The organism is Polaromonas sp. P1_G1 (genome assembly GCF_056405595.1).
The window spans coordinates 14,353-27,006 of sequence record NZ_JBFUBU010000026.1 but is presented as its reverse complement, the minus strand read 5'-3'; the positions used below and the strand labels follow the sequence as shown (position 1 = coordinate 27,006).

Annotated in this window: 16 protein-coding genes; 13 read left to right on the top strand and 3 right to left on the bottom strand. The window is 64.1% G+C overall.

Features of this window, described 5'->3' with window-relative positions; translation table 11 throughout:
* The first annotated feature begins 52 nt into the window (after window positions 1-52).
* Window positions 53-979, top strand: a complete 927-nt coding sequence (locus tag AC1D1Y_RS14455) for an ion transporter (protein WP_477682924.1) — start codon at window positions 53-55, stop codon at window positions 977-979.
* Window positions 980-984: 5 nt separating this feature from the next.
* Here AC1D1Y_RS14455 and AC1D1Y_RS14450 read toward each other — a convergent pair whose 3' ends face one another.
* Window positions 985-1,542, bottom strand: a complete 558-nt coding sequence (locus AC1D1Y_RS14450) for a YaeQ family protein (protein ID WP_477677267.1) — start codon at window positions 1,540-1,542, stop codon at window positions 985-987.
* A gap of 128 nt (window positions 1,543-1,670) precedes the next feature.
* Here AC1D1Y_RS14450 and AC1D1Y_RS14445 point away from each other — a divergent pair, with 128 nt between their 5' ends.
* Window positions 1,671-2,669, top strand: coding sequence for an LLM class flavin-dependent oxidoreductase (locus AC1D1Y_RS14445; protein ID WP_477682968.1), 999 nt, complete (start codon window positions 1,671-1,673; stop codon window positions 2,667-2,669).
* A 46-nt stretch (window positions 2,670-2,715) separates the two neighbouring features.
* Window positions 2,716-3,759, top strand: a complete 1,044-nt coding sequence (locus AC1D1Y_RS14440; RefSeq protein WP_477655259.1) for a methionine synthase — start codon at window positions 2,716-2,718, stop codon at window positions 3,757-3,759.
* Between the two features lie 3 nt (window positions 3,760-3,762).
* On the opposite strand, the gene AC1D1Y_RS14435 is transcribed toward AC1D1Y_RS14440, so the two are convergent.
* Window positions 3,763-4,410, bottom strand: a complete 648-nt coding sequence (locus AC1D1Y_RS14435; protein WP_477682923.1) for a TetR/AcrR family transcriptional regulator — start codon at window positions 4,408-4,410, stop codon at window positions 3,763-3,765.
* Window positions 4,411-4,457: 47 nt separating this feature from the next.
* On the opposite strand from AC1D1Y_RS14435, the gene AC1D1Y_RS14430 reads away from it, so the two are divergent.
* From AC1D1Y_RS14430 to ppk2, 10 genes are all read left to right on the top strand, one after another.
* Window positions 4,458-5,561 carry a DUF2855 family protein gene (locus AC1D1Y_RS14430; RefSeq protein ID WP_477655261.1) on the top strand — a complete coding sequence of 368 codons (1,104 nt, stop codon included), beginning with the start codon at window positions 4,458-4,460 and terminating at the stop codon, window positions 5,559-5,561.
* A 28-nt stretch (window positions 5,562-5,589) separates the two neighbouring features.
* Window positions 5,590-6,144 carry a cupin domain-containing protein gene (locus tag AC1D1Y_RS14425; RefSeq protein WP_477682967.1) on the top strand — a complete coding sequence of 185 codons (555 nt, stop codon included), beginning with the start codon at window positions 5,590-5,592 and terminating at the stop codon, window positions 6,142-6,144.
* A 166-nt stretch (window positions 6,145-6,310) separates the two neighbouring features.
* Complete coding sequence (locus tag AC1D1Y_RS14420) at window positions 6,311-6,958, top strand: glycine zipper 2TM domain-containing protein (protein ID WP_477682922.1); 648 nt, start codon at window positions 6,311-6,313, stop codon at window positions 6,956-6,958.
* 198 nt (window positions 6,959-7,156) lie between these two features.
* Complete coding sequence (locus tag AC1D1Y_RS14415) at window positions 7,157-7,582, top strand: hypothetical protein (protein ID WP_477682921.1); 426 nt, start codon at window positions 7,157-7,159, stop codon at window positions 7,580-7,582.
* Between the two features lie 187 nt (window positions 7,583-7,769).
* Window positions 7,770-8,051, top strand: coding sequence for a DUF427 domain-containing protein (locus tag AC1D1Y_RS14410; protein WP_477655265.1), 282 nt, complete (start codon window positions 7,770-7,772; stop codon window positions 8,049-8,051).
* A 156-nt stretch (window positions 8,052-8,207) separates the two neighbouring features.
* Window positions 8,208-8,924, top strand: coding sequence for a class II aldolase/adducin family protein (locus AC1D1Y_RS14405; protein ID WP_477655266.1), 717 nt, complete (start codon window positions 8,208-8,210; stop codon window positions 8,922-8,924).
* Window positions 8,925-8,969: 45 nt separating this feature from the next.
* Window positions 8,970-9,944: a Bug family tripartite tricarboxylate transporter substrate binding protein gene (locus AC1D1Y_RS14400; protein WP_477682920.1), complete on the top strand. Its 975-nt coding sequence runs from the start codon at window positions 8,970-8,972 to the stop codon at window positions 9,942-9,944.
* A 176-nt stretch (window positions 9,945-10,120) separates the two neighbouring features.
* Window positions 10,121-10,558: a universal stress protein gene (locus tag AC1D1Y_RS14395; protein ID WP_477682919.1), complete on the top strand. Its 438-nt coding sequence runs from the start codon at window positions 10,121-10,123 to the stop codon at window positions 10,556-10,558.
* A 58-nt stretch (window positions 10,559-10,616) separates the two neighbouring features.
* Window positions 10,617-10,856, top strand: coding sequence for an HP1242/YdcH family protein (locus AC1D1Y_RS14390; RefSeq protein ID WP_436153754.1), 240 nt, complete (start codon window positions 10,617-10,619; stop codon window positions 10,854-10,856).
* Between the two features lie 110 nt (window positions 10,857-10,966).
* Window positions 10,967-11,869 (top strand): polyphosphate kinase 2, encoded by a 903-nt coding sequence (gene ppk2, locus AC1D1Y_RS14385; protein WP_477655290.1) that lies wholly within the window; start codon window positions 10,967-10,969, stop codon window positions 11,867-11,869.
* Here ppk2 and AC1D1Y_RS14380 read toward each other — a convergent pair.
* Complete coding sequence (locus AC1D1Y_RS14380) at window positions 11,866-12,627, bottom strand: SDR family NAD(P)-dependent oxidoreductase (protein WP_477655269.1); 762 nt, start codon at window positions 12,625-12,627, stop codon at window positions 11,866-11,868. The two genes, ppk2 and AC1D1Y_RS14380, sit on opposite strands and share 4 nt — an antisense overlap.
* Between the last annotated feature and the right edge of the window lie 27 nt (window positions 12,628-12,654).

Sequence of the window (12,654 nt, the reverse complement as noted above, 5' to 3'; positions counted from 1 at the left end):
GTGCCCTGTTTCCGGAGAGCCCGTTTGAAAATCACGATTGGCGCGTAGCACCATGGCCAAAACCTCACCCGCTCCGGCCCCCGCGCAAGACCCGGAAGACAAGCCGCTGTCCGGTTGGCGGCTGCGCCTGTACACCATCATCTTTGAGGCCGACACCCGCGCGGGGCGCTGGTTCGACAAGGCGCTGATCGCCCTGATCCTGGTCAGCATCRCCGTGGTCATGGCCGACAGCGTGCAGGCCATCCATGCCTCGCACGGACGCGCTTTCGCGGTGGTCGAATGGATCTTCACGCTGCTGTTCACCGCCGAGTACATCGCCCGCCTGGTCTGCGTGCGCAAGCCGCTGCAATACGCGACCAGCTTTTTCGGCATCATCGACCTGGTCGCGGTGCTGCCGACCTACCTGGCGCTGTTCTTTCCCGAACTGCACGCCCTCATCGATGTGCGTGTGCTGCGGCTGCTGCGCGTGTTCCGCATCTTCAAGCTCGCGGCCTATGTTGCCGAGTACCAGTCCCTGGGCCGGGCTTTAGCCGCCAGCGGCCGCAAGATCCTGGTCTTCTTGTCAGCCGTGGTGATGATGGTGCTGGTCATGGGGACGGTGATGTATGTGGTTGAAGGGCCGTCCAACGGCTTCACCAGCATCCCGACCTCGGTCTACTGGGCCATCAGCACCGTCACCACCGTGGGCTTTGGCGACATCACGCCCAAGACCGACCTGGGCCGGCTGATCTCGTCTTTCATGATGCTGCTGGGCTGGGGCATCCTGGCCGTGCCCACCGGCATCGTGACGGCCGAAATGGCGGCCGAGCGGCGCCTGCAGCACCTGGCCCTGCCCACCACGCGCACCTGCCATGAATGCCTGACCGAAGGCCACCTGCCCGAGGCGGACTTCTGCTTTCATTGCGGCGCGAAGCTGCCGCCTTACCAGCATCAAGGCCAGCACCAGGATGCGAAAGCCCGGCCGCCCCAGGCTTCCTAGGTTTTCTATTCGCCGGCCGTCAGCCGCCGCGGCGTGATCTCTACCGATCCGAGTCCGGTGCTCATCCACACCGTGCCGTCCTGCACCGTCACCTGCAACTGCATGCTGCGTTCGGCGAGCTTGGCCAGCGCCTGGCTTTCGGCCGCGTCGATCTGCCAGACCACGAGGTTGGCCGCGCGTGTGAGTTTGGTCTCGATGTTTTTCCACCAGACCGGCGTGCTGCTGGCGAAGCTGTAGACGCTGACGCGCTCTGCGCGGCCGGCGGCTTTCATGAGGCGCTTGTCGTCGGGCTGGCCGACGTCGATCCAGTGCAGGATCTGCTCGGTGTAGTCCTTGTGCCAGAGCGCGGCTTCGTCCACGTCCCACAAATCCTTGGCGAACTCGAGGTTGCCTTTCTTGTCGTCGGCCGGCACATTGAGCGCGAAGGCCAGCAAGCGGATCATCATGCGCTCGTCGGCTTCCGAGGGGTGGCGCGCAATCGTCACGCTGTGGTCGGCGTAGATATTGCGGTCCATGTCGGACAGGGCTAACTGAGCTTTATAGATAGTGGCTTTGAGTGCCATAAGGATGTACTTCTTTATCTCGGGTCTGGACGGGAACTAACCCTCTATTGGAACAGAGCCCGCAGTGCCGCCGGCGAAACCCCCGCCAAGCGCGGTTTATCGCTGCTGGCTATAGTGGCCCGACCATGATCAGCCTCTCCGTCCTAGACCAGTCCGTCGCCGTCACCGGCCGCACGGAAGACGCCTCCATCCGTGAAACCCTGCAGCTGGCGCGCCACTGCGAAGCGCTGGGCTACCGCCGCTTCTGGGTCAGCGAACACCACAGCCACCCGAGCATCGTGGGCTCGGCGCCCGAGGTGCTGATGGCCGCGATTGCCGCCACGACCAGTCGCATCCGCGTGGGCAGCGCCGGCGTCATGCTGCCGCACTACGCGGCGCTCAAGGTGGCCGAGCAGTTCCGCGTGCTGGAAGCGATTGCGCCGGGCCGCATCGACCTGGGCGTGGGCCGCGCACCGGGCTCGGACATGCGCACGGCGCGGCTGCTCAGCAGCGACCCGCGCCAGTCGGCCGAGAATTTTCCGGTCCAGGTGCGCGAGCTGCAAGCCTGGCTGGCTGGTATTGATCTGCCTGAAGGCCACCCGGGCCGCGGCGTCACGGCCAACCCCATGGGCCCGACCACACCCGAAATGTGGATGCTCGGCAGCTCCGATTACGGCGCACAGCTGGCCGCCCACTACGGCCTGCCTTATGCGTTCGCTTACTTCATCACCGACGGGCAGGGTGCCGAACAGGCGCTGGAGCTCTACCGCGCCAATTACCGCCCCAGCCCGCGCCACCCCACGCAGCAAGCCGTGCTCTGCGTCTGGGCGCTGGCGGCCGACACCGAGGCGGAGGCCTGGCACCATTTTTCAGGCCGCGAGCGCTGGAAGATAGACCGCAACCGCGGCGCGCTGGCGGCCCTGCCTTCGCCCGAAGAGGTGGCGTTGCGGCCCTACACACCGGCCGAGCAGCCAGAGGTCGACAGACTCAGGGCGAATGCGCTGGTCGGCAGCGGCCCGCAGGTCGCCGCCAAATTGCGGGCCTTGGCTAATACACTGGAGGTTGAAGAGCTGGTGGTGATCACCTGGGCGCACGACCCCGCCGCCCGCCGCCGCTCTTACGAACTGCTGGCCCGCGAGTTTTTCTGAGACCCCGGGCGGCGACCCACAATGATTGAGACAAGGAAAGAATCCCATGACAACGCCTTCCGCACGGCCGCTTTTCAGCGCCACCATCGCCGGCAGCCTGCCCAAACCCGCCTGGCTCTCCGAAACCAACAAGCTCTGGCCGCAATGGAAGGCCGAAGGCGATGAACTCAAGCAGGCCAAGGCCGACGCCACCTTGTTGTGGATCAAGGCGCAAGAAGACGCGGGCCTGGACGTGATCGGCGACGGCGAGCAGTCGCGCCAGCATTTTGTGCACGGCTTTCTCGAGCAGATCGAAGGCATCGACTTCGAGCACAAGGTCAAGATGGGCATACGCAACAACCGCTACGACGCCATGGTGCCGCAGGTAGTGGCCGCGCTCAAGCTCAAGGGGCGCGTGCATGCCGCCGAAGCGCGCCTGCTGCGCGCGCACACCGATAAAAAAATCAAGTTCACCCTGCCCGGGCCCATGACCATCGTCGACACCGTGGCCGACCAGTTCTACGGCGACAAGGTCAAGATGGCCATGGCTTTTGCCGAGCTGTTGAACCAGGAAGCGCTGGCCCTGCAGGCCGACGGCGTGGACATCATCCAGTTCGACGAGCCGGCCTTCAACGTCTACATGAAGGAAGCCGCCGACTGGGGCGTGAAGGCGCTGGAGCGCGCGGCGCAGGACCTCACTTGCACGACGGCCGTGCACATTTGCTACGGCTACGGCATCAAGGCCAACACCGACTGGAAGGCCTCGCTGGGCGAGGAATGGCGCCAATACGAAACCGTGTTTCCGGCGCTGGCCAAAAGCACCATCCGGCAGGTGAGCCTGGAGTGCTACCACTCGCACGTGCCGCCGCACCTGATGGCGCTGCTCGACGGCAAGGACGTGATGGTCGGCGTGATCGACGTGGCCAGCGACGAGATTGAAACTCCAGAACAGGTGGCCGACACCATAGGCAAGGCGCTGCAATACGTGCCCAAGAACCGTTTGCTGCCTTGCACCAACTGCGGCCTGGCGCCCATGGACCGGGAAGTGGCGCTCAAGAAACTGCAGGCGCTGGCGCAGGGCGCTGCGCTGGCGCGCGAGCGCTACAAGTAAGCCTTATTCGGCATCGAGTAAGGCCAGGCACAGCCGTTCCATCTGGCGCGCCCATTCAAGGCTTTCTGCCTCGCTGAGACCTATCAGCAAGCCGTAGCGGCGTCCGCCCCAGACCGCCATGTGCATGGCCTGGATTGCGTCGGCGGAAGGCCGCTGCGGCAGGTCGGTGCAAGCGTCAAAGACCCGCGTCCAGGCGGCCAGCAATTCCTCGTGCACGCGCCTGTGGTGCTTGCCCTCGGCAATGCCGGTTTCGAGCGCCAGCATGCCGGCGTCAAACCAGGGCAGCTCGGGTGTGTCGGCGCCGCAGGCCAGGCGCACCAGCGTGCGCAGCCGCTGCTCGGCCGTGAGCCCGGGCGGCGTGACCGCCTGCTGTTCAATCGCCAGCAGCAACTGCTCCATGCAATGCCGCACATAGCCCGACAGCAGCGCGGCCTTGTTGGGGAAATAGTCATACAGGGTGCCGATAGCCACGCCGGTTTCCAGCGCCACCGCGCGCGTGCTCACGCCGTCCCATCCGTCCCGCCGCCAAATCCGAACAAAGGCGTCGTAAATCGCCTGCACGGTGAACACCGCCCTTGCTTGCGTGGGGCGTTTGAGGGGCTTGGCGGCCGGTGGTTTTCCGAACCCGGGAGGCGGTTGGCGGCTATACATTGGTTGTCACTGACCGATCAATTTGCCAAAGAAGGAAAGAAGACACCATGAACAATCCGGCCCTGCTGACGCGGCTGCTCACGCGCAAAAATGCATTGAATCACACGCGGGTGGACCAGCAGCATCCCGCAGGCGACACGCCGGGCGAGGCCGTCCTGAAAATCCGGCGCGTGGCCGTCACCACCAACAACATCACTTACGCGGCCTTTGGCGACGCAATGCAGTACTGGGATTTTTTCCCGACCGGCGAGGCGGACTGGGGCCATATGCCGGTGTGGGGCTTTGCCGACGTGGAAAGCTCCAGCGTGCCGGGTGTAGAGGTGGGTGAGCGCTTTTACGGCTACTTCCCCATCGCCAGCCACTTGCGTGTGCGACCCGAGCGTGTGACGGAGCGCGGCTTTTACGATGGCGCCGCGCACCGCAAAACCCTGACTTCGGCCTACAACCAGTACATGCGCTGCAGCGCCGACGCGGCTTACCGTCCGGAAGACGAGAACTACCAGATGCTGGTGCGCCCGCTGTTCATCACGTCGTTCATGCTGGCGGATTTTTTGCAGGACAACGCATTTTTTGGCGCGGAACAGCTCGTGTTCTCCAGCGCTTCGAGCAAGACCGGCTATGGCACGGCTTTTTGCCTGAGGGCCTTTCCGCAGATCAAGCGGATCGCGCTGACCTCGGCGCGCAACAAGGGCTTTGTCGAAGCCTTGGGCTGTTACGGCGAAGTGGCGAGTTATGAAGAGTTGCCGAAGCTGGACCGCGGCACGCCCACGCTGTATGTGGATTTTTCGGGCGACGAGAGCCTGCGCATCGCGGTGCACACGCATTTCGGCGAATCGCTGGTCTATGACTGCTATGCGGGTTCGGCGCAGAACACGCAGTTCCTGCGACCGCTGGACATGCCGGGGCCGGAACCGAAGTTTTATTTCGCGCCGGTGCAGATCCGAAAGCGCAACGCCGACTGGGGCCATGCCGTGGTCAACCAGCGTTTTAACGAGGCGCAGCTGGCGTTTATCCGCCGCGTCAGCGATGCGGACCGGCCCTGGATGCAACTGCGTGAGCATCATGGTTTTGAAGCGGCGCAAGCCTTGATTGAGGACATGCACGGCGGGCGCATGGACCCGCAGCAAGGGCATGTGGTGGTCCTGGACTGAATGCGCGCGGCTGGTGTACGCTGGCGGCATGAGCAACGACCCCACGCTTCCGCATCACCCGCACGACCACGACCACTCCCACGGCCCCGGGCACACCCATCCCCATGCCCAGGGCCAGGCCGACCCGCCGTGGAAACATGACGGCGTGCGCGTTATCGCGGGCAACCAGCTTGACAGCAACACCGCGCAGACACCCGGCATGGACAGGCGCGCGGCCATCAACTTCGCCCGCGTAGGCGCGCAGAAGCTGTGGGCTGGCACCGTCACCATCCATGCCGATGCCAAGACCGGCGCCCACCACCACGGCCACCTGGAAAGCGTGATCTATGTGATTCGCGGAAAAGCCCGCATGCGCTGGGGCGAGCGCCTGGAGTTCACCGCCGAGGCTGGGCCGGGTGACTTCATTTATGTGCCGCCCTATGTGCCGCACCAAGAAATCAACGCCAGCCCGACCGAGGTGCTGGAGTGCGTGCTGTGCCGCAGCGACGGCGAAGCGGTGGCCGTCAACCTCGACATCGAACCGGTCGAAAAACCCGATACCGTGCTCTGGGTGGACCCGACACACCCCCATGGCGGCGTGTAAAGCGCCGGTCAAGCGCTGGTGAGGCAGCCATAAAGCCGCGTTGATATGCGGAAAATTGCACGGTTTTGGCAAGACGCGGAAAGCTTTCCTTACGAATGTCACCTCGTCCTACAGGATGTATCAAACGGCTTGGTTACAACTGGGGCTCACACAGAAGGAGTCCATCATGGATACCAACAACCAAGTCGTTAATGCCCCCGCTTCCCAACCGGGGTTCGCCCAGCGCCTGCAGCACAGCAAGGCCCTGGTCGCCATCATCGCCGTGCTCGGCGTGACCGTCATGGCGCTGGCCGCCGCGCTGGTCGTCAACCGCTCCGACGCGCAGCCGGGTGTATCGGATTACGCCCCCGCCAATGAACCCGCCAAGGTTGCCAAACTGGCGGATTCGCCCAAACCGCAAGCCGCCAAGCCGCACACCACCCCGACCGTAGTCGCGCAAGCATCGCCGCGAGCCAATGTCTGCGCGGCCTGCGGCACGGTGGAAGCCGTGACGCCGGTGCAGCGCCAGGGCAAGGTCAATGGCGTGGATGTCGGCAATACCACCATCGGCCTGGGCACCGTCGCAGGCGGCGTTGTCGGCGGCCTGCTGGGCAACCAGGTGGGCGGCGGCAACGGCAAGACCGCCATGACCGTCCTCGGTGTCGCCGGCGGCGCCTTTGCCGGCAACCAGATCGAAAAGAACATGAAGAAGGTCACCGTCTATGAAGTGCGCGTGCGCATGGACGACGGTTCGGTCCGCAACATGGAACTGTCCAGCGCCGTGGCCGTGGGTGCCAAGGTGATCGTCGAGGGCAAGAATCTCCGCCTGGCCTAAATAGAGCCCCCACGTTCGCTCACTTCGTGTAGCTCTCTGCCCCCCGAGGGGGCGCTGCGCCTGCGGTCTGGCGAAGCCAGTCCCGCGGCCCCTGCTGGTGAAGAGGGGGCCCGCGAGGGCGGCGCTGCGCCTGCAGCCCCTACTTGATGAAGAGCATCGTCGCGCACGAACTGCTCCTTAAAAGAAAGAAGACACCCCATGAAAGTATTCAAACCAATCCTACTGGCCGGTTTTGTCGCGGCCCTGACTCTGTCGGGCGGCGCGGCCATGGCCGCTGGCCCTTATGCCACTGCCACCGTCGAAGGCGCGCTGTCGCCCGGTGTTTACGGCCGCATTGAAATCGGCAACGCGCCGCCCCCGCCGCTGGTCTATGCGCAGCCTGTCATCATCCAACGCCCGGCGGTGGTGGTGCAGCAGCCGCCGATGTACCTGCACGTGCCTCCCGGCCATGCCAAAAAATGGTCCAAGCATTGCGCAAAGTACAACGCCTGTGGCCAGCCGGTGTACTTCGTGAAAGTCCAGGGCGATGAGGACTACGAGCGCGGCAAGCACAAGAAGCACAAGCACAAGGGACACGGCGATGACCACGGCCGTGGTGAGAAGCACGGCAAGGGCCACGACTGACGGCCGGACCCTCCACTGCTGCTCCCCCGCGTAAATGCCGGTGCCCGTCACCGGCATTTTTTTGGCCGCCTTCCAGCCGGATTGCGCGCGGGCGGCGAGAATAAACCCCTGGTCCGCAGGGCCTCCTGCCGGGGGCGTAGCATTGGCCCCTGTTCACCGCTATCAGCATCCGCAGAAAGAAATCCCCATGAAAGCCATCTGGAACGGCGCAGTGATTGCGCAAAGCGACGAGACCGTGGTGGTGGAAGGCAACCACTACTTCCCCGAGAGTTCGCTCAACCGCGACTACGTCACCTTCAGCAACCATCACACCATGTGCTCCTGGAAAGGTCAGGCCAGTTATTACTCGCTGCTGGTCAACGGCGAAATGAACACCGACGCCGCCTGGTACTACCCCGATCCCAAGCCCGAGGCCGACAACATCAAGGGCCACATCGCCTTCTGGAAGGGCGTCAAGATCGAGCCTTGATACGGGAGCGCTGGCGCGGCCACAAGCCGCGGGCCGGCGATTCATTGAAGAGGACGGGTTTACCCTTTGTTTTCCGCCATTTGCCTGGAAAACTCCGAATGTAATATGTATACTTATTAAAAACGTCCTCCCGGTCGTTGTTAATAAGGAGACTCCATGACGCTTCCCGCACCCGATCCCGCACTCGTCGAAAAACTCGTGATGGCCAACCGCATCCTCTATGCCCAGGGTGTGGTGGACGGCTTCGGCCATGTGAGCGTGCGCCATGACAAATCGCCCGACCATTTCCTGCTGTCCTGCAACCGGGCGCCCGGCCTGGTCAAAAAAGCCGACATCCTGACCTACGACCTGAACGGCGACCTGGTGGGCGAGTCGACGCTGCGTTCCTACCTCGAGCGTTTCATCCACGGCGAGATCTACCGCGCGCGGCCCGATGTCATGGCCGTGGTGCACAGCCATTCGCCCAGCGTGATTCCCTTCGGCGTGACCGGCCAGCGCCTGCGCCCCATCTTCCACATGAGCGGTTTCCTGGGCAGCGGCTCGTCGCTGTATGAAATCCGCGAATCCAACGGCAACACCGACCTGCTGATCCGCGACATGGGCCTCGGCAAGGACCTGGCCAAGGCGCTGGGCCAGCACACCTGCGTGCTGATGCGCGGCCACGGCTCCACCGTGGTGGCACCCTCGCTGGAACGCGCGGTCTACCGCGCCGTGTACGCCGAGGAAAACGCCAAGCTGCAACTCACCGCCAGCGCGCTGGGCCCCATCGAATTCCTGACGCCCGAAGAAGCCGACAAAGCCATGAACACCAACGAGGGCCAGGTCATGCGGCCCTGGGAGTTGTGGAGCCGGGCGATCGGGGCCGTTGAGTAATTTCTTCACCACTCGCAACACCACACGAAAGCGAAAAGGCAAACCATGAAATTCCCCAGACTGCTGGCGCTGGCCGCCGTGATGTCCCTGAGCTGCCTGGGCGCGACCTCCGCGCTGGCGCAGGACTATCCCTCGCGCGCGGTGCGCGTCATCGTGCCGTATGGCACGGGCGGCGGCTCCGACATCCTGGCGCGCCAGATAGGCGCGCGCCTGCAGGCCATCTGGGGCCAGGGCGTCGCGGTGGACAACCGCGCCGGCGCCTCGGGCAACATCGGCACCGAGGCCGTGGTGCATGCGCCGCCGGACGGCTACACGCTGCTGCTGCAGAACAGCACCATGGTGGTCAATCCGGCCGTCAACGGCAAGCTCAACTACGACCCGGAAAAAGACCTGACGCCCATCATGCTGCTGGGCCTCACGCCGATCGCGCTGGTATCGCACCAGAGCACCAACATCAAGGACCTCAAGGAACTGGTCGCCTATTCCAAGGCCAACCCGACGGCGCTGAACTACGGCTCCTGCGGTGTCGGCACGCCCCAGCATTTCGTGATGGAGCTGGTCAAGCAGAAGTCCGGCGTCGCCGCCACCAACGTGGGCTACAAGGGCTGTGCCCCGGCGCTCACCGACGTGGTGGGGGGCCAGGTGCAACTGGCCATCCTGAGCGCCAACCTCGCCGCGCCGCACCTCAAGACCGGCAAGCTCAACGCCATCGGCGTGTCGACCGCCGCGCGCTACCAGCTGATGCCGCAGGTGCCGACGTTTGAAGAGCAGGGCCTTAAGCCGCTGGATTTCTCCATCTGGTACGCGCTCATGGGCCCGGCCAAGATGAAGCCTGAAGTGGTGGCCAAAATCTATGCTGACGTGCAAAAAGTGCTGGCCGAACCCGCCGTGAAAGAAAACCTTTCGGGCGCCGGTGTCGAGCCGCTGTCCGGCAATGGCGCCGCGCTGTCCAAGCTCATCAAGGCCGACCTCGCGCGCTACGCGCAGTTGGCGAAATCAGCCAACATCAAGGCTGAGTAAGCAAAAGCCGAAACAGGCAAGGCCGCCGTTTTCGGCGTCTTGTCTGACGACGCCCCCGGGGCGCCCTGATCTATAAATGATGCAAGGCCGCTCCTTCCGCGGGCCGGCCGGGGCCGGCATTGACCCGGGAGGGGCTGGTGCCTGAGAATCTGTCCAGGGTTTTCAAGGAGCGCATCATGTACAAGCACATTCTCGTCCCCGTGGATGGCTCGGCAACCTCGCAAAAGGCCATAGGCAATGCGCTGGCCGTCGCGCAGGCGTTCAAGACCGAGGTGACGGTCATCTACGTCATAGACCCTTATGCCTTCACCGGAGTCGGCACCGACTTCGCCTACGGCCAGGCCGAGTACCTGAGCGCGGCCACCGCCGAGGCCAACGAGGCCATCAAGGCCGCCAAGCAGGCTTTTGACGGCGTAGGCATCGCCGCGACCGGCTCCGTTGTCGAAGGCCATGCGGTTTACCGCGGCATCCTGGACACCGCCGAAACGGTCGGCGCCGACCTCATCGTGATGGGCTCGCACGGCCGGCGCGGGCTTGAAAAGCTGGTGCTGGGCAGCGTCACCGCCCAGGTGCTCTCACATGCCCACTTGCCGGTGCTGGTGGTCAGGGACTAAGCTGACCCTTCCCCGAGAGATTCCCGCGGCGATCAACGGCCATACAAGGAGCTTCCCAATGGACTTGCTGAATCACGACCTGGCACACGAGTTTCCGGAATACCTGCAGAAAATGCGTAGCCTCAAGGTGTCCGACCCGCATTTTGCCAGCCTCTTCACCCAGTACGACAGCGACAACCACGCCATCACGCGCTACGAGCAGGGCGTGGGCGCCATCACCGACGAGGGGCTGGAAGACCTCAAGAAAAGGCGGCTCAAGGTCAAGGACGAGATCTACGAAATACTCAAAAAATCCTGACCCGTTCCGCCGGGCTTTTTCATCAAACTGCCATGGAGGTCCGGTACGCTGGGGTGCGACCGGCTTTCGGTTTTTGGGAGAAACCCTTGAATTCAAGTGACGAAGACCTGATGCGGCGTATCCGCAATGACCTGATCGACAGCTTCGACGAAGAGCTGGAGATGGAAATCGAAGACCGCACGGTGGCCGAACTGATAGGCGAGGACAAAAGCCGCAGCCCGCAGGAACTGGCCAAGGACAAGGAATACCGCCGCCAGTATTTCCGCGAGCTGTTCCGCCTGCAGGCCGAGCTGGTGAAGCTTCAGGACTGGGTGGTCGCCACCGGCCACAAGGTCGTCATCCTGTTTGAAGGCCGCGATGCCGCCGGCAAGGGCGGCGTCATCAAACGCATCACCCAGCGGCTCAATCCGCGCGTCTGCCGTGTGGCGGCGTTGCCGGCCCCCAATGACCGCGAACGCACGCAGTGGTACTTCCAGCGCTACGTGTCGCACCTGCCGGCGGCCGGCGAGATCGTGCTGTTCGACCGCAGCTGGTACAACCGCGCCGGCGTGGAGCGCGTCATGGGCTTTTGCACCGACGAGCAGTACGAGGAATTTTTCCGTACCGTGCCTGAATTCGAAAAAATGCTGGGCCGCTCAGGCATACAGCTGATCAAGTACTGGTTCTCCATCTCCGACGAAGAGCAGCACCTGCGTTTCCTGGGCCGCATCCACGACCCGCTCAAGCAGTGGAAGCTCAGTCCCATGGACCTCGAATCGCGGCGGCGCTGGGAGGAATACACCAAGGCCAAGGAAATCATGCTGGAGCGCACCCACATTCCCGAAGCCCCGTGGTGGGTGGTGCAGGCTGTCGACAAGAAAAAGGCGCGCCTCAATTGCATACACCACCTGCTGCAGCAGATGCCCTACCAGGAAACCGAACACCCGGCCATCGTGCTGCCGGACCGCGTGCGCCACGAGGACTATGTGCGCAATCCGGTTCCACAGGACATCGTGGTGCCTGAGATTTACTAAGCCGGGTCCCTGACGTCGGCCACCGGGTTGGTGCCGAAGTCGGGGCGGTCGAGGAATGCAATGATGCGCGCCGCCGCATCGTCGGGCGAGGTCAGCGAGCCACCGGTCTTCAGGCCCACAAACGAGGCGCGGTCGGGGAAGGCCTCGGCTGGCGCCGCGCGCAGTTGCTCCTGCATGCCGGTGTCTATCACGCCCGGCGCCAGTGAACAGACCTTGGCGCCATGCGGCTTCAGGGCCTCCTCCAATGCCAGGCTGCGCGTGAAATGGTCCATGCCGGCCTTGGCGGCACAGTAGGCGGCCTGAGAGGCCATGGCCCTGCGTCCGAGGCCCGATGAAATATTGAGGACTTTGCGCGGCGCTTTCCAGTCGCCGGTGGCGCGCAGGAAGGCGGCGGTGACCTGCATGGGCGCCTCCAGCCCGACGCGCAGCGCGCGGGCCAGGTCGCCGGCGTCGATATCACTCAAGGGGGCGATCTGCGGGATCACACCCGCGTTGTTGATCAGGGTGGCGCTGGCCCAGGGGCCTTCAGCCTGCGAATCCTTGAGCCAGCTTTCCAGCTTGCCGTTGAGGGAGCCGCTGTCGGCCAGGTCATGCTCCCACTGCAGCACCGTGGCGCCCACGTGCCTGGCATGCGCGTCGAGATCGGGCACCGAAGTGCGGGAGATGCAAAGCACGGTGTGGCCGGCGCTGAGCAGCTGGCGCGCCATGGAAAGGCCCATGCCGCGCGAGGCGCCTGTGAGGAGGGTGAGGTGTTTCATGGCTCGATGTTAGCGCCGGGACGCCCG